We start from the raw sequence: 17,747 nt of genomic DNA on the forward strand, positions 1-17,747 counted from the left end.
AACCTGTAGATGAGTATTGATATGGCTAATGAAACTCCTGAAGCTAGTTTAGGAATGACCATTGACGACGATCCAGTTGCAATCGTCGAGAGAGTCTACCAATTATGGTGGCATTGGGCTAATTTTGAGCTATATATTGTTAGTCCATCCATTACTCCCATCTCCCCGCCTCTTGTTCTTGAGCCGGAAATTTTACCTGGCACTAATGAACGTGAATTTGTCTATAATATTGACGATCATGGATTTAAATTAGTGACCTCCAAAGGCGAAGACATGTATACCAGCGGCATGTCAATGTGTAAATTATTCAATACCATTGAAAAGATGATTTATTTGCTGATCGAACGTTTAAGATCAGGCGGTGTTGATGAGGAAACCGAAGTACAGGTTGCTTTTGGCGGACATATCCTTGCCCAACGCAAAGCCTTTGAGTCAATCATTAACCTAAGTTATAACGTCGTCGTGACTAATTTTGATCCAGGTGACTGGGGTGAAAATTATCTACAAATAGTAAAACGCTTGGCTGATAGAGGTTACGGTTACCCCTCTCCTACGCCCAGAGATCGGCGTCATGTCCCTGCCACACCTCGATTTACACGCTAAGTGCTCTAATCTCTTGCTTGGTACTTTGCGCCAAAAAAACGGAGTGCTATACTGGGGTCTATTTCTGTCCTTTATACCGTGTCCATAATTGGATCTAAAATTGAACACGGGATTTATTGCGTAATTAAAGTGTTGGTATTTCTGTAAAACTATTCAAAATTAAATTGTTCTATGACTCGCATTTTTGAAAAACACCTGGCAAAATTGGTTTTGCCTAAAAAAAGCTGCCTCGTCGATTTGGAGAGGTAATAACATTTTCTTTTAAGGAAGAGTTTGACAGTGAATCAAAAAAGACCAGTGAATTTAGATTTGGGAACCATAAAATTTCCCGCTATGGCCATTGCATCGATTCTGCATCGTATCTCCGGGCTTGTTTTATTTTTGTTACTACCTTTTATCCTCTATCTTTTGAGTAAGTCACTTAATAGTGATGTATCGTTTATGCAGATGCAAATTCTCCTCCAAAGTCCTTTTTATAAATTGCTGCTATGGGTTTTCAGTGCTGCTCTTGTTTACCATATCTTGGCTGGTATTCGTCATATGATTATGGACTTAGGCTATGGTGAAGAAGTGAAAGAAGGACGCCAGACGGCCATATGGGTTATTGCATTAGCTGTAATTCTGACAATTTTTCTAGGAATTTGGATATGGTAACGAATGTCACAAGTTTAACAGGTAATGGGCTAAAAGATTGGTTGATTCAGCGCTTTACCGCAGTCTATTTTATGATTTACTGCATTTATATGTTGGCCTATTTGCTGTTTACACCGCCAATGAACTATATGCAATGGTATGCCTTATTCCATAATGGTTGGTTTCAGGTTGCCAGCCTAATTGCCCTATTCACTCTTAGTTTGCATAGTTGGGTAGGGATTTGGACCGTCACCACTGACTACATAAAATGTACTGCTATCAGACTCACTGTACAGTATCTAGTTATTTTGTGGCTGCTTGGGCAATTTATTTGGGGCTTAATGATTGTGTGGGGACGATGAGCATGGCAATTGCACGTAACAAATTTGACGCAGTAATTATTGGTGCAGGTGGTGCAGGAATGAGAGCTGCATTACAAATGGCCAACTCCGGTTTAAAGGTTGCACTTCTATCAAAAGTTTTTCCTACTCGTTCACATACTGTTTCTGCACAAGGCGGTATTACTGCTGCCCTCGGTAATGCGGATGAGGATGATTGGCGTTGGCATATGTATGATACAGTGAAGGGGGCGGATTATATTGGCGACCAAGACTGTATTGAATACCTTTGTAAGACAGGCCCAGAAGCAGTTTATGAATTAGAGCATATGGGCTTACCTTTTTCGCGCATGGATAATGGCAAGATTTATCAGCGCCAATTCGGTGGTCAATCCAAAAATTTTGGTGGCGAACAAGCAGCGCGTACCTGTGCTGCAGCGGATAGAACAGGGCATGCGCTTTTGCATACCCTTTACCAGCAAAACTTAAAAGCTAAAACTCATGTATTTAGTGAATGGTATGCCCTTGATTTGGTTAAAGATGCTAACGGTCGTATAGCCGGTGTTACGGCAATGTGCATTGAAACGGGCGAGATCGTTTTTTATCAAACTCGAGTATGTATCTTAGCAACCGGTGGTGCAGGCCGTATTTATCAATCCACAACCAATGCCCTGATTAACACTGGTGATGGGTTTGGTATGGCTTTGCGTGCCGGCGTTCCATTACAAGATATGGAAATGTGGCAATTCCATCCTACAGGTATTGCTGGTGCCGGTGTTTTAGTGACTGAGGGATGTCGTGGTGAAGGGGGGTATTTGATCAATAAAGATGGTGAGCGCTTTATGGAACGTTACGCTCCCCGGGTTAAAGACTTAGCTTCGCGAGATGTCGTTGCACGCGCCATGGCTCTAGAAATTCGCGCCGGAAATGGTTTTGATCCCAAAGGTGTTGATTATGTTAAATTAAAACTTGATCATTTGGGTGCTGACCTTATTAAAGCTCGTCTTCCTGGTATTCGTGAATTATCTATGAAATTTGCTGGAGTAGACCCTATTGTTGAGCCTATCCCAGTCGTGCCTACCTGCCATTATAGTATGGGTGGCATTCCAACCAATATGCATGGACAAGTGATAACTCACCGAGACGGAAAGGATCACATGGTTGAAGGTTTATATGCCGTAGGCGAATGTGCTTGCGTTTCTGTACACGGTGCAAACCGTTTAGGTGGTAATTCACTCCTCGATTTAGTTGTCTTCGGAAGATCTGCTGGTCTGCATGTTGAAGAATTATGGCAATCTGACCAAATGCCAGAAATGCCCTATGTTTCCGATGATGATATTGATGCGTCTTTAGCTCGTTATAATCGTTGGGCCAATTCTAAAGAAGGCGAGAGCCCTGCAGTTATTCACGACGAAATGCAACGTATCATGCAAGAAGATTTCGGAGTATTCCGTACAGGTGATGTAATGGCTTCAGGTTTAAAACGCTTAGAGGCATTACGCGAGCGTCTGCCCAACGCTTATTTAAAAGATAAGTCTAAAATATTTAATACTGCAATGGTAGAAGCTTTAGAATTGGATAATTTAATGGCAACCGCTTATGCGACAGCCCATTCGGCAATTGCGCGAACAGAAAGTCGTGGTGCACATAGCCGAGAAGATTATCCTAAACGAGATGATGCTAATTGGATTAAACACACTTTGTATTTCCCAGAAGGTGATACTATCGAGTATCGCCCTGTGAATACATCACCTAAACACATCGCGCCGTTTGAGCCGAAAGAACGCGTTTACTAGAGAGGATATGCCGTGGCTGATACTAGAACTCTGAGCCTGTCAATTTACCGTTATAATCCTGGGGTTGATACTAAGCCCTTTATGAAAGATTATGAGATTGAAATTCCGGCTAAAAGTGATCCAATGTTGCTTCCTGTACTTGAGCGTTTAAAAGCGGAGCAAGATCCCACCATTACCTACAGACGCTCTTGTCGAGAAGGGGTATGTGGTTCTGATGGTATGAATATAAACGGTAAGAATGGCTTAGCTTGTATTACTAAGCTTTCTCAATTAAAAACTGACAAAATCGTCATTCGTCCTTTACCTGGATTTCCAATAATCCGTGATCTAGTGGTTGATATGACGCAATTTTATCAGCAATATGAGCGTATCGAACCTTATTTGCAAAATAACGATCCTGCTCCAGCACGTGAACGTTTACAATCCCCTGAGGAACGTGCGCAGCTTGATGGTTTATATGAATGTATTTTATGCGCCTGCTGCACAAGTTCATGCCCCTCATTCTGGTGGAATCCAGATAAATTTGTTGGACCAGCTGGATTGTTGCAAGCTAGACGATTCTTGGCCGATAGCCGTGATACTGCGACGAAACACCGCTTGGATAAATTACAAGATCCTTTCAGTGTATTCCGTTGCCGCACAATTATGAATTGTGCTGATGTTTGCCCGAAGGGACTCAATCCGACGAAAGCAATTGCTGAAATACGCAAGCAAATGTTAACCGAGGAAACTTAATAGCGATTTCTTATTATCCCGATCTTCATGATCGGGACGTGTCCCTTTGGAGAGAATAACGATGAGCGGTACTGACCTGCAAAAACAATGGGCTTCTTCCTATTTATCCGGTGGAAGCATGGCTTATGTCGATGGTTTATATGAAGATTATTTAGCGGATCCCAATTCAGTCTCTGCTGATTGGCGTGCAGCTTTTGATGCATTACCCAAAGTAAATGGTGCAGAAAAAGAATCTTCACATCGCGAAATTCGTGAGCATTTTTTGCAAAATGCAGACAAAAGGCCCTCGCCCATTGCTTCTACTGGAGACTCTAAGCAGTTTCAAGTCGCTCATTTAATCAATGCTTACCGCTCACATGGGCATCACGTTGCCAAACTGGATCCTCTGGGGATGGCAGAGCGGATACAGGTTCCAAGCCTTGAATTAGGTTACCATCAACTGTCTGAAAATGATCTAGATCGTCCATTTATCGCCGGCAAATATTTTAATGGCTCACAAATGCTGCCACTGCGTGAAATCCTTCAAGCACTGCGTGACACTTACTGCGGAAGTATCGGTATTGAATATATGCATATTTCCGATAATGCAGAAACTGAATGGTTACAGCAGAAAATGGAAACTATGCGGGGGCGTCCTCAGTTTAATGCGAAGAAAAAATTAAATATTCTTAAAGATTTAATTGCAGCTGATGGTCTTGAGCGCTATTTAGGTACACGCTATGTTGGACAAAAACGCTTCTCCCTTGAGGGCGGCGATGCGTTCATTCCGATGATGAAAGAAATTATCAATCAAGGCAGCGAAGTCAATGTAAAGGAAATTGTCATTGGCATGGCTCACCGTGGTCGTTTAAACGTATTAGTTAATGTCTTGGGTAAAGCACCTGACCTTTTGTTCCAGGAATTCGAAGGGAAAGTAAAATCAGATCGCACGGGTGATGTGAAATATCACATGGGATTCTCTTCTGATTTATGTATGGAAAATGGCAAAGTTGTTCATTTAGCCTTGGCATTTAACCCTTCACATTTAGAGATTATCGGTCCAGTAGTAGAAGGTTCCGCCCGTTCGCGTCTAAGACGTCAACACGATCTAGTGAAAAAAGATAAGGTTGTTCCTGTAGTTGTGCATGGTGATGCTGCTTTTGCAGGTCAAGGTGTAGTTATGGAAACCTTCAACTTTTCTCAGGCAAGAGGATACTCCACCGGGGGAACAATTCATATTGTCATCAATAACCAAGTTGGTTTTACTACCTCTAATCCACTTGATGCACGTTCAACCCTGTATTGTACGGATGTTGCTAAAATGGTGCAGGCGCCGGTGATTCATGTGAATGGCGATGACCCAGAGGCAGTGATCTTCGCAACGCAAATCGCCTTTGAGTTTAGAATGAAGTTTAAGCGCGATGTGGTTGTTGATTTGGTTTGTTTTCGCCGTCACGGTCATAATGAGGCTGATGAGCCTGCGGTGACCCAACCAACCATGTATCAAAAGATTAAAACCATCCCTACGCTGCGAGAAATTTATGCTAACCAATTAATGGAAAAAGGCATTATCAACAGCGAAGAAGTGAACAAACTGATGGATGCTTATCGCGATAAATTGGATAAAGGCGAAGCGGTTGTTGACGTGGTTCATGGTAATTATGAGGGTCGAGTTTCTGTCGATTGGACACCTTACATTAATGCTAAATGGACAGACAAAGTCGATACTACCATCACCAAATCGACTATTCAAAAATTATCAAAGCAATTAAGTACCTTACCTGAAGGCTTTGAATTGCATCCGGTTGTGAAACGTCTTCTGTCTGAAAGAGAAAAAATGACAGAAGGCGAAATTCCCATGAATTGGGGATATGCGGAAATCATGGCTTATGCCAGTCTGCTTAACGAGGGTTATGGAGTACGGTTGTCAGGCCAAGATTCCGGTCGTGGTACTTTTGCTCATCGCCATGCTGTTCTGCATGAGGTTAATACAGGTAAAACCTATGTGCCTCTGGAGATAGTTGCCACTGATCCCAACAAACCGTTCGCGGTGATTGATTCTGTTCTTTCAGAAGAAGCAGTACTTGCTTTTGAATACGGCTATGCTGCTTCAGAGCCTACTTCTTTGGTGTTGTGGGAAGCGCAATTTGGTGATTTCGCGAATGGCGCTCAAGTGGTTATCGATCAATTCATCAGCTCGGGTGAACAAAAATGGGGTCGCCTCTGTGGTTTGGTCATGCTTCTACCGCATGGTTATGAAGGCCAAGGCCCTGAGCATTCCTCTGCCCGTTTAGAGCGCTATATGCAGTTATGCGCTCAGCATAATATTCAAGTTTGTACACCAACAACTCCAGCACAAATGTTCCATTTGCTGCGGCGTCAAATGTTGCGGAAATTCCGTAAGCCACTTATTGTCATGACACCAAAGAGTTTACTGCGCCATAAATTGGCTGTTTCGCCTCTAGAAGACTTAACTAAAGGCAAATTCCATACGGTTATCCCTGAAATCGATGATTTAGCTGCCGATAAGATTACAAAAGTAGTATTATGTTGCGGCAAAGTCTACTATGATCTGCTGCAAAGAAGGCGCGAGGATAAAAAGTTAAATCACGTCGCGATTATCCGAATTGAGCAACTTTATCCTTTCCCGAAAAAAGCATTGATTCAGGAGCTTGAAAAATATCCCCATGCTAAAAAAATTGTCTGGTGTCAGGAAGAACCACAAAACCAAGGTGTATGGTTTGCCTCTCAGCATAATATTGTGGATTGCTTATCTGATGATCAATCTCTAAGTTATGCCGGAAGGGAGTTTGCTGCCGCACCAGCGGTTGGAAGCCCCATATTTCATGCTCAACAACAACAGGGATTAGTTGAGCAGGCCCTATTGGATTAACAAATTAAAACATATAACGAAAGAAGAAGGTATTACTATGTCTATTGAAGTTAAAGTACCTGCACTACCCGAGTCGGTAGCCGATGCTACAATTGCTGGTTGGCACAAAAAAATTGGCGATAAGGTAACTCGCGATGAGAATCTTTTAGATCTAGAGACAGACAAAGTCGTTCTTGAAGTTCCTGCCCCAGCCGATGGGATTTTGAAAGAAATCCTATTTAAAGAGGGGGATACCGTGGAGGGAGGTCAGTTACTTGCTCGCATAGAACAAGGTGTAGCTGAACCCACTAAGGAAGCAACACCAGCGGCTAAAGAGGAAAAAGTTGAAGTCAGTGCATCAGCTAGCGAAAAATCAACAGGCCCTGCAGTAAGACGTATGCTTGCTGAGAATGATCTACAATCCAGTCAAATTCTAGGTTCAGGTAAAGATGGTCGTCTCACCAAAGAAGACGTGATTTCTTTTATCGAAACTAATCGTGAAAAGCCTGCCGCAAAACCTGCCGCTAAACAAGAACAGGTTACTTTGGGACCTCGTGAAGAACGTCGTGTACCCATGTCAAGATTGCGTGCTAAAATTGCAGAGCGTCTTGTTCAAGCACAGCACAATGCAGCGATGTTAACAACTTTTAATGAAGTGAACTTAAAAGCAGTCATGGATTTGAGAGCTCAATATAAAGACAGCTTCGAGAAAAAACATGCTGTTAAGTTAGGTTTTATGTCCTTCTTCACTAAAGCAGTGGTTGAGTCGTTAAAGCGTTTTCCTGCTGTGAATGCTTCTATCGATGACCAAGACATTGTTTACCATGGTTTCTATGATATTGGTATTGCAGTATCAACAGAGCGTGGCTTGGTGGTGCCTGTTGTAAGAGATGCCGATCAAAAGAGTATGGCAGATATTGAGAAAAGCATTAACGATTCAGCGACCCGCGCAAGACAGGGCAAATTAGGCATGGAAGAAATGCAAGGTGGTACCTTTACCATTACCAATGGTGGCGTATTCGGTTCCTTATTAGCAACGCCAATCATTAATCCACCGCAAACAGCAATTCTCGGTATGCACAAGATCCAGGAAAGACCTATTGCTGAAAACGGTCAAATTGTTATCCGTCCGATGATGTATGTAGCCTTATCTTACGATCACCGATTAATTGATGGCAAAGAATCAGTGCAGTTCTTAGTAAATGTGAAAGAGTTACTTGAAGACCCAGCCCGTTTACTTTTAAATGTTTGAACAGAATGACTAACCGCAAGACCCGCGACGCCGGGTTTTGCTTTTTTAAAGGGTAATAGAATGAATTTACATGAATATCAAGCCAAGGAGTTATTTGCTAGCTACGGCCTGCCTACTCCAAATGGGCAAGTAGCCCAAAGTATTGAGGATGCGCTGCAAGTTGCTTCTCAACTTAATACCTCTAAATGGGTAGTAAAAGCTCAGGTTCATGCGGGTGGTCGTGGTAAAGCAGGTGGTGTTAAAATCGTTTCTGATAAAGACGAATTAGCAAGTGCAGTGAAAGCCATGCTGGGTACTCGTTTGGTCACTTACCAAACTGATGCAAAGGGACAACCCGTCAATGCAGTGTTAGTTGAAGAAACCTGTGACATCGGTCGCGAACTATATTTAGGTGCCGTGGTTGATCGTGCAACTCGCCGAGTTGTCATTATGGCTTCTACTGAAGGTGGTGTTGAGATTGAGAAAGTAGCTCATGAAACCCCTGAGAAAATTTTCAAAGCAACCGTTGATCCCTTAGTCGGTGTCATGCCTTATCAATGTCGAGAAATGGCTTTTAAGCTTGATCTGAATGACGATCAAATGAAGCAATTCACCCATTTGATGATAGCTTTAGGCAAAATGTTTGTCGAATGCGATTTAAGTCTACTGGAAATCAATCCTCTTGTTGTCACTAAGAAAGGCGAACTGCTTTGTCTGGACGGTAAAGTGAATATTGATAGTAACGCGCTCTACAGACAGCCTAAGTTGAAAATGTTACGTGATATTACACAAGAAGATGAGCGTGAAAACCGTGCTACGGATTGGGAATTAAATTATATTCCTCTTGACGGATCCATTGGTTGCCTGGTTAATGGGGCAGGTCTTGCAATGGCAACAATGGATGTCATTAAATTACACGGCGGCGAACCGGCAAACTTTTTAGATGTGGGTGGCGGTGCAACTAAAGAACGAGTCGCTGAAGCCTTTAAAATTATTCTTTCTGATGACAAAGTGAAAGGAATTTTAGTAAATATTTTTGGTGGTATCGTTCGCTGCGACTTAATTGCTGACGGTATTCTTGCTGCGGTAAGAGAAGTTGACGTGATAGTACCGGTGGTCGTGCGCCTTGAGGGTAACAATGCAAAATTAGGCGCAGAGATTCTAAATAAAAGCGGCTTAAACGTCATTGCTGCTGATAGCTTGACCGATGCAGCTAAAAAAATTGTGGCGGCTATCGCCTAGGCCCTAATTATTACTATTTTAAGTCCACCTTAGATCATTCTTAGGTAGGCAGAACTACAGATCGAGGCTAGCAATGAGCGTATTAGTAAATAAAAGCACAAAAGTGATTTGCCAGGGTTTTACTGGTAAACAAGGAACTTTTCATTCTGAACAAGCAATCGAGTACGGAACACGAATGGTTGGTGGGGTGACTCCTGGAAAGGGAGGTCAACAACATTTGAGCCTGCCTGTTTTTAACACAGTCCGCGAAGCGGTCGAGGAAACAGGTGCTCAAGCCTCTGTCATTTACGTACCTGCACCATTTTGCAAGGATTCAATTTTAGAAGCAGCTGATGCAGGGATTGAATTAATTGTTTGTATTACTGAGGGCGTGCCTGTGCTTGATATGTTGCAGGTGAAAGTTTATTTAGAAAATAATACTTCAGCACGCCTGATAGGGCCAAATTGCCCAGGAATTATTACTCCAGGTGAATGTAAAATTGGTATTATGCCTGGCTCAATCCATCTGCCAGGTAAGGTCGGTATTGTTTCTCGTTCTGGTACTCTGACTTATGAAGCAGTTAAGCAAACAACGGATAAAGGCTTCGGACAAAGTACTTGTATAGGAATTGGTGGTGACCCAATTCCAGGAACAAGTTTTATTGATGCTTTAGAATTATTTGAGCAAGATGAACAAACACAAGCCATTATTATGGTTGGTGAAATTGGCGGTTCTGCCGAAGAAGAGGCGGCTGAGTATATTAAATCCAATGTAAGCAAACCAGTCGTTTCTTATATTGCCGGGGTAACAGCACCTGCTGGTAAGCGCATGGGACATGCTGGAGCGATTATATCTGGTGGAAAAGGAACTGCAGCTGAAAAATTTGCAGCCTTAGAAGCTGCTGGTGTCAAAACAGTTCGCTCCCCTGCTGATTTAGGTGATGCAATTGCTGAAGTCACTGGCTGGAAATAAGTAAAACATAGCAACTATGCTTGCTGAAAGATGGTCAACATGTAAGTTTGACCTTGGCCCAACAAAGTCATTTCTTATGGAGTGTCGGGCCAAGGTACGACCTACATTCGACTAGGTAAAAAAACGATCACCCAAGTGTCTTAAAAAACCTCATATTTCCTTAATGTTAGGCATTTATACTATAAACACAATTTTCTGACCCTAGTATAAAATGCAGTCTGAACAAGAAGTTAAGAATTTAATTGCGCGCGATAAAAGTTCCCTTTCTAAATTTATCTTTGATTTATGTGGTTTTACTCTCGATAGAGCAGGCTATGATCCTCAAGTTTATAGGTTTTATCTGCACGTTGCTTTCCGTCATCAAGCGACTTGTCGTAAGGAAGAATGGGATGCACTCTGCAGGGATGTGGGACTAGCAAGCGAATCTAAAAAACCGCTTAATTGGGATGAAGATAATAAAGTTTTACATGACAGAATTGTGAAGTTTGCTCAGACCATCGTTAACGAGGTGAGCGAGGCGAGTCAAGATAACTGGGCAGTGAAGCTGATAAAAACGAGTTATCTCCACAATTTAGATCGCGTATATGTGAGTTGTGAACGTCTAATCAACCATCTCGAAGAAAAATCAGACGAAGAGTCTTCACCTGCCGACAAAGCAATGCAGGCTGTTTTGCAAGCACAGGTCGACTATTTAGACTCTTTATCTACTTTGCCCTTTGTTCTGGAAAAAATCTGTTTAAAACTGGCGAACAACAAAGGAATTAACTATCAACCAAGAAAAACAGCCGAGATGTTGGCTGCGTCCCTAGACACTATAAATGCTGCCTTGAGTATTGAGAATAGAAATACTGCTAGAGATGCATTGACCGAAGGACTTAAACTCGCTATTAAAATTACTATGCCAGATTTACCCATGGATAGCGAGCTGCTTGATGCCATCCAAGAGGAATTACCTACCTTCAATAAAATTATAAAAAATACGAAAAAACTTGAAGAACAGAAGAAACTTATTTTTCCGAAAAATCGTGACGGTTCAGATTCAACAGTGGCGGTAGCACGCAAACAAATGCTGGCTGCGTTAGAAGTCAATTTTGATTCGTTAACTGATATTTTAACCAAAACCTTACTAGAGCCAGTTCGTCAATGTAAGCAAGTCGTTGCTGACGGTAAGAGCGCTGCCGTTGCGATTACTAATGCTGTTCAAGATGAGAATTTATTTAATCGATTAGGCTATATCAGCGAAGCATTCAGGGATTTTGACAAAATTACATCCCTCTGTGCTGGTTTAGAAGAAACGGATGTGCTTCCTGCTTGGCTAATGCAAGCAAATGTTTATTATACTGGCTTAAAAGGGGGCGGATCTAAGGTTCATGATCTTATTAACGCGACTAAAAAAGGCTTAGGTGCATTTTTTAGTTATGCAATTTCTTATATACCGGAAAGTGTTTCTTATTATTTATCACGTACTGATGCCTTAACGAGAGTGTTAAATGAGGTTGCTCTTATAAATGAATTCCCAATTGATAAAATAATCGCTTATGTTCAATTTTATGAATTAACTCAACAAGGAAAAATTGAAGGTTCACTTAAGGCTAAGTTTTTTAACGCTTACATGCAAGAAGTCGTGAAAGCATCAGAGGGGAAACTTAAACTTGAGGAGTTTAATTTTGAACATTATCAGCGTCTGGAAACTAAAATAGAGGAACAAGGGTTTAATATCTATCAAAGCTTGGCTGAGCGTATTAAAGGATATGCTAAAGATAGCTTAAGTGATTCATTTATTATGGCAACCAATGACGCGTTTAATATTCAACCCCTGCAATTGGATATTCTTGCCTTAATCAATCGGTTGCAGACTTTAGAAAGACAACTTGATGTCAAAGACCCCACAGCCGTTTTTCAGGAGCTAACTGAAGCTGCCACAGCAATAGCTGACTCTCCTCATGATGTCCATAAAGTGTTTGGTGAAGAGTTCTTTCAACCGGCAATCAAGCGAATGTTTGAGCAATATCAAAACAAACAATTGGCTTCTTTACTGGAGCAGATGCTTGATTCGCACGAGTTGGATTCTGACGATTATTCTCTTCGCACAATTTATAAGAAATTGAATGAAAATTTAGCCATTTCTGTTGCTGATTTGACCACTGTTGAAGAAATTTGGATAAAGTACCAGGAGCTAAAAGAAGACAGTGCTGTTCAATTTAAAAATCAGATGGCTAGTGTAAAAGAACTCACTAGGGTCTTGGGAAATGACAAAGAACAACAACCTAGCAAGGAAGCAAGTGCTGAGACACCCAATGAAAAAGGGAAAAAAGGTGCTAGGGCAACGATAAAAAAAGTTAAGCCCACTATTCGTCTCTTTCTTAACCAAATACAAGACCGATTAGAGGAGCAAAAAAAGTCTTGTAAAGAACTGAAAAGACTCGCTGAAAACAAAAAAATCGCTGATTTATGCGATAGCAAGCTACGATATATCAATGCCTTATCAGGGTTAATAACACGTTTTCAAAGGGATTTTAGAGATAAAGGTTCCAAGTTAAATAGTCATCTTATCCTTTTACTCAATGGTGAGCTTACTGAGCTTGCCCAGCAATCAATAGAAAGCAAACTGCAAAATTTATCCATTACCTCTTTTGCTAAAGGACTATTCAATTTTGTTTGGAACATATTGCCGCCAGATATGGCGCAGATGGATGAGAAATTTTTAGCCAAGCTCATTGCTTTCTACCTAGCAAATGCTGAAATTGATGAAGTTAGAGCTGCGGAGGCCGCCTATTCCGCCAATTTAAATCGAAATCCTATTCCTGCATTGATGAAGGAGCTTAGTGATCCTCTCGCTGTTGCCAATATTCTTCCTAGTCAAGAAAAAATGATGGATGCCCTCGTCGATAATTTAATCGAAATCGGTGGTAAAACAGCTTTTTCATGGGGAACCAATTTTTTAAAGAAAATTGCTTCGCAGATGACTCAAGAGCAACTCATTCGATTTTTACCCTATCCGTTTTTAGCTGAACTAGCATTACAAGCAATCAAAAGTGATGCTGTGCAAGCGCAAGTAGCCCCAATTATGAATCATTTGGTGGGTCAATACGGTGGTGCTCTTGCAGAAAAAGCGAACGAGTTTAAAGAGTTGGCAAAAAACCGTCTTTACCCTATTTTGGGAATAGAAATTCAAAAGACAATTGAGGCGAATGCTTTTCATTATGCAACGAATCCTAACGAAGCAAATGAAACAGAGCGCGATTCCTTTGCCATGTATTATTTGCAATATCGCGAAATCATAAAAAATGGACAGGCGTTTGACAGAAAGGGAGTGATTCAATTTCTTTTTCCTGGACTCTTAGCTAAGAAGAAAGAGGATGAAAAGGAAGCAATAATCGCCAGTATTGCAAACGCATTTACAAGAGTAGATGGCTTATTCAAAGAGACTTATCCTCTTGCTGCCAAGCCTCTTGAAGAAACGAATCAGCAATTACAATTTTTAATTGAACACGTCGATCTAGCCGATAACGCTAACGATAGTTTGATTAAATTAGCCTTAGTGAATCGCTTATTAATTATGACGATGGATGCTTCATCCCAATTGGGTTCTGACGTTCAAGAACAATTACAACAACAAGCGATTAATAAAGTAGCGGAAGTTCTCAATAAAATTAAAGCTCAAGCAGAGAGGGAAAAGGAGGTGGAACAAGGAGCAACTTCGGAGGAGATCATTTCCGCATTAAATGCGGCTAATAACCGTGCGCGCAAATTGCAACTCAGCCGTGTTCAAGCAAAACTAGCGCAGGCGGAAGCTGCAGTTGCTACACAAATAGCTCATCATGAGGAATTATTAAAATCACCAGAGCCGAGATTAGGTCTTAGTGTGCTGGAGTGGGAATATCACAAATCCTTTGCCTCAAGAAAAATCGTAGCTGTATTTTCTTTTCTGCTTGAATTCTTTAGTTTTGTCTCAACTTGGTTATCCATTATTTCTCCTTTAATGACCGGAGGCTTTTTACAAGCATTGTTGGTTGCAATAGGTGTTGGGACAGGTGCAACGGGTATTGGCGCTGCAGTAGTGGGAGCGTTTGCGTTAATGCGGCTGGCCTACAAATTTGGAATGGAAATTTATAAGCATAAGGATCAATTTCTAGATCTCAATGACAATCCCTCATTAATGCAGAAAATAGGAAAAATGAGTTTATTAGTGCTTAAATGTTTCGGTCTAGCACTAGCCAAAACTATTTTTACGGATTTTATCGTCGCCAAAGTGAGTACTTTATTAGCTTTTTCAATGTTCGAGAGTATTCGCAATGCATTTCGCATTTGGCCCAAACGCGATCGAGTTGAACAAGAACTTGCTCAGTTAAATCTGGTAAAAGGCCAATTAACCCATTTAACAGCATTGCTCAACCAACAGGTTAAATTTATCGAGAAAAAAGTAGATGAGCAAACTAAAATGCCATTTAGAGATCAGAGTGAAGCGATTGAGCAAACTCTAGAACAATTGCAAGAAAAAATGGCTGAAGTTGAGGCGATCTTAAAAATTAAGTTTAACGATGCGCGAAAAACCTTGGCGGAGAACTATACAAGTTCACTTGAGAGCTTAGTAAGCTCTTTTGCAAACTTACAACAGGAAGTAGCTGCTTTGCAAAATCTACAAAAAGCTCAGATGAGTTTCCTAAAGGAAGAAACTGTTGAAGAACCTCCAGAACCATTGATAAGTGTAGAGGCTGAATTAAGTGCGGAGCCAGCCGCAGTCAAAGCCGTCGTGATTGATCTCAATGCCTATAAACAGCAGCTCGGCATTACTGCTCAAGCTGCATCAGCAACTCAAGCGCAGGCTGAGCCTATTAGCAATTTTTGGCAACGGATTAATCCTTGGGCTAAATCACCCAACGCGGCTACAAAGGAGAAAGAGCAAGAAGAAACAGAATTAAGCTCAAGTGATCTTGACTTTGTACTACTTAGGGGCAGCGAACTACTTAATAGCAGTATATTCACCAACGCTGGTTATGACAAGGTTGAGGGCAAAGGCGAGAGAAGGTCTTCATCTGAGAGTGCAGGGTCCACACACCCAGTACCAGATATCTTAAGCTGCTACCAACCGAAATTTTTCAAGACAGAGGCCGGGGAGCTCACTCAAACTCATGCCACTCAGGATGAAACTTGTGTATTGGGACAAGGCAGCTAATTAGCCGCCCCTAATTCTTTTTTAGATAGATAGCTTATAAAGCGATCTAGCATTCTTACACTAAGAATACGCTTAAGTATCGTAAATAAATGAGCAGGGAAAGTGACTGGGTACTTCAGTTTAGGTTTTTTGGCTTCAATGGCATGAATCAGTTTGCTAATGACTGCGTCTGTTCCTTTGGTAAAGATTGAGTCTTCTTTTTGCTCGCGATAACCATTCAGCATTCGATGATATTGTTGACGAAAATGGCTGTTGTTTTGATCAATCTTTTTCAGTGAGTTGTCGATCGCATTATCACGAAAGCGGCTTGCAATAGGGCCAGGTTCAATACAGATCACTTTAATTCCTGAGGGTTTAAGCTCGAGTCTTAAGGTATCACTCAGACCTTCAACGGCATATTTGGAGGCATTATAGGCGCCGCGAAATGGCATGGAAATTAAGCCTAAAACAGAACTGATATTAATGATGCGCCCTTGTCCCTGTTTACGCATGATAGGAATGGCAAGTTTAGTGAGATTCATCAGTCCAAAAACATTCGTTTCAAATTGTTCGCGTAATGCGTCCCGTGGGATATCTTCTAGAGCACCGGCCTGACCATAACCCGCATTATTAATGAGCACATCTAGACAGCCAGATGTTTTTTCTAGAACTTCGCTAAATGTGGAAGCAATGGATTGTTCATCATTCACATCCATTTTTACAGCCTCCAGCCCTAACTCAATAAGCTTGCTAACATCCTCTTCTTTACGACAAGACGCTATCACTCGATGGCCGCGACGAGCTAAACTAAGGGCCGCATCATGACCAATACCCGTGGAGCAGCCAGTGATGAAAATTGTTTTTTGTTCCATGAAAAACCTGCCATTCTAAATCCCTGTTCGCCTAGTTTACTAAACAGATTCTGTTTTGGTAATAGCTATCTGTTCGCTAGAATCGCAAAGGCCCAACACCTGTTGAACCTGGACTCTCGTTTTCGCCGAAGGGCGGGGAATAATTGCTTAAATTTTAACTTAGATGGATAGTATAAGAATAGGAATTAAATCCATCGTATGTCATACCGTCATAATGTAAACCATTACATGAGGCACTAATAGTGGGGTGCATCATATAGGGACCGTCTTTTACATCCAAGACACACCAATTATAAGGATCATAAGCAACGGTGACATGTCCATAACCTGTTTCACAGCGATTAGTATCTTTTATTTCAAAGCTTCTTGGACTAATAAGATGCAAGTCAATTTCTGAGTTGCCGTAGACACTCACAAAGTTAATCCCTGGATGAATTTGTTCGTCCAGATGAAAATAATCTTTATAACCGCAAGAAAAATTTTCTTTAGCTTGAGCATTAAAAGTGAGTAAACCGGTAAGTAAAAGCAGAGAAATTTTTTTCATGATTTTTTCTTATTATGGTTAAAAATAGGGAAGCTAATTATATACTCAAGCTATTTCAAAATGCTATTTTTAAACGAGACTTTTTTAGCTAAAATCTAGTATTTTAAGAAAGCATTTATTGCTTTGATTTTATTTGCTTTTCTTTCATTAACTTATCGAAAAGCTCTCTCTGTTGGGGTGGAAGTTCCTGCCGCCGTAAATTCACCATTTCTTCCATAGTTCCCTGCACACACTCAGGTGTTAGTCGATCAGTGATTAATGTCCCATTAATATGATCAATTTCATGTTGTAAAACTCGGGCATAAAAGCCAGTTTCTCTACGGCTGTATTTCTGCCCCTGTTCATCATAAAATTGGACTGTGATTTGGTTAAAACGAGGAACTTTCCCAGCTTTATTCGCCACCGAATAGCAAGCTTCAAAATCAGAACTCTTTCCTGCAGAATCTATACCCACATAGGAGGGATTGATCAGTATATGCATAGGATAGGTCCTAGCATTAGTACGCAACAGAGCCGACTCTTCCGGGATATAGATTGCGATAATCTGTTTGTGGTGATTGACCTGGGGAGCCGCTAATCCAACGCCCTGTAATTCATAGAGTTTCTCCTTCATTGCCGCAATAAGCGCTTTATCTTCTTTAGATAAAGGAAAATGAACGACTTTTGCTGGTATCTGTAAAACCTTGCTGTGTACTGATTGCTCAGCAGTAATAATATTGAGTGCATAGGCTTGTTGTTCAGTCATTAGAAGTCCTAAGAGCAATAAAGAGAACAAAAGTTTATAGAAACTACGCA

The 17,747-nt window shown here is 41.3% G+C and carries 12 protein-coding genes and 1 pseudogene; 10 read left to right on the plus strand and 3 right to left on the minus strand.

Annotated features, from left to right (window positions below; genetic code table 11):
* The first annotated feature begins 21 nt into the window (after positions 1-21).
* The 10 genes and pseudogenes from Lnau_RS14050 (at position 22) to Lnau_RS14095 (ending at position 15,557) form a co-directional block, all read left to right on the plus strand.
* Positions 22-603 (plus strand): hypothetical protein, encoded by a 582-nt coding sequence (locus Lnau_RS14050; protein WP_058506016.1) that lies wholly within the window; start codon positions 22-24, stop codon positions 601-603.
* Between the two features lie 279 nt (positions 604-882).
* Positions 883-1,257 carry a succinate dehydrogenase, cytochrome b556 subunit gene (sdhC, locus tag Lnau_RS14055; protein ID WP_058505759.1) on the plus strand — a complete coding sequence of 125 codons (375 nt, stop codon included), beginning with the start codon at positions 883-885 and terminating at the stop codon, positions 1,255-1,257.
* Positions 1,251-1,598 (plus strand): succinate dehydrogenase, hydrophobic membrane anchor protein, encoded by a 348-nt coding sequence (gene sdhD, locus Lnau_RS14060; protein WP_058505760.1) that lies wholly within the window; start codon positions 1,251-1,253, stop codon positions 1,596-1,598. Before sdhC ends, sdhD begins: the two co-directional genes overlap by 7 nt.
* A 2-nt stretch (positions 1,599-1,600) precedes the next feature.
* A complete protein-coding gene (sdhA, locus tag Lnau_RS14065; protein ID WP_058505761.1) occupies positions 1,601-3,370 on the plus strand; it encodes a succinate dehydrogenase flavoprotein subunit in 1,770 nt (589 codons plus the stop codon).
* A gap of 12 nt (positions 3,371-3,382) precedes the next feature.
* Positions 3,383-4,105, plus strand: coding sequence for a succinate dehydrogenase iron-sulfur subunit (locus Lnau_RS14070; RefSeq protein WP_058505762.1), 723 nt, complete (start codon positions 3,383-3,385; stop codon positions 4,103-4,105).
* 61 nt (positions 4,106-4,166) lie between these two features.
* Positions 4,167-6,977 (plus strand): 2-oxoglutarate dehydrogenase E1 component, encoded by a 2,811-nt coding sequence (locus tag Lnau_RS14075; protein ID WP_058505763.1) that lies wholly within the window; start codon positions 4,167-4,169, stop codon positions 6,975-6,977.
* Between the two features lie 37 nt (positions 6,978-7,014).
* Positions 7,015-8,208, plus strand: a complete 1,194-nt coding sequence (gene odhB / locus Lnau_RS14080; RefSeq protein ID WP_058505764.1) for a 2-oxoglutarate dehydrogenase complex dihydrolipoyllysine-residue succinyltransferase — start codon at positions 7,015-7,017, stop codon at positions 8,206-8,208.
* 57 nt (positions 8,209-8,265) lie between these two features.
* A pseudogene (sucC, locus tag Lnau_RS14085) lies at positions 8,266-9,429 on the plus strand (ADP-forming succinate--CoA ligase subunit beta); the annotation flags it as partial.
* Positions 9,430-9,502: 73 nt separating this feature from the next.
* A complete protein-coding gene (sucD, locus tag Lnau_RS14090) occupies positions 9,503-10,381 on the plus strand; it encodes a succinate--CoA ligase subunit alpha (RefSeq protein WP_058505766.1) in 879 nt (292 codons plus the stop codon).
* A gap of 211 nt (positions 10,382-10,592) precedes the next feature.
* The gene (locus tag Lnau_RS14095) at positions 10,593-15,557 is read left to right on the plus strand and encodes a hypothetical protein (protein ID WP_058505767.1); all 4,965 of its coding nucleotides are present in this window, start codon (positions 10,593-10,595) and stop codon (positions 15,555-15,557) included.
* On the opposite strand, the gene Lnau_RS14100 is transcribed toward Lnau_RS14095, so the two are convergent.
* The 3 genes from Lnau_RS14100 to def form a co-directional block, all read right to left on the minus strand.
* Positions 15,554-16,408 carry an SDR family NAD(P)-dependent oxidoreductase gene (locus tag Lnau_RS14100; protein ID WP_058505768.1) on the minus strand — a complete coding sequence of 285 codons (855 nt, stop codon included), beginning with the start codon at positions 16,406-16,408 and terminating at the stop codon, positions 15,554-15,556. The genes Lnau_RS14095 and Lnau_RS14100 overlap by 4 nt on opposite strands.
* A gap of 154 nt (positions 16,409-16,562) precedes the next feature.
* On the minus strand, positions 16,563-16,952 hold the full coding sequence (locus Lnau_RS14105; protein WP_058505769.1) for a hypothetical protein: 390 nt from the start codon (positions 16,950-16,952) through the stop codon (positions 16,563-16,565).
* A 115-nt stretch (positions 16,953-17,067) separates the two neighbouring features.
* On the minus strand, positions 17,068-17,697 hold the full coding sequence (def, locus tag Lnau_RS14110; protein ID WP_058505770.1) for a peptide deformylase: 630 nt from the start codon (positions 17,695-17,697) through the stop codon (positions 17,068-17,070).
* Positions 17,698-17,747: the final 50 nt, after the last annotated feature.

This window comes from Legionella nautarum (genome assembly GCF_001467895.1).
Classification (GTDB): domain Bacteria; phylum Pseudomonadota; class Gammaproteobacteria; order Legionellales; family Legionellaceae; genus Tatlockia; species Tatlockia nautarum.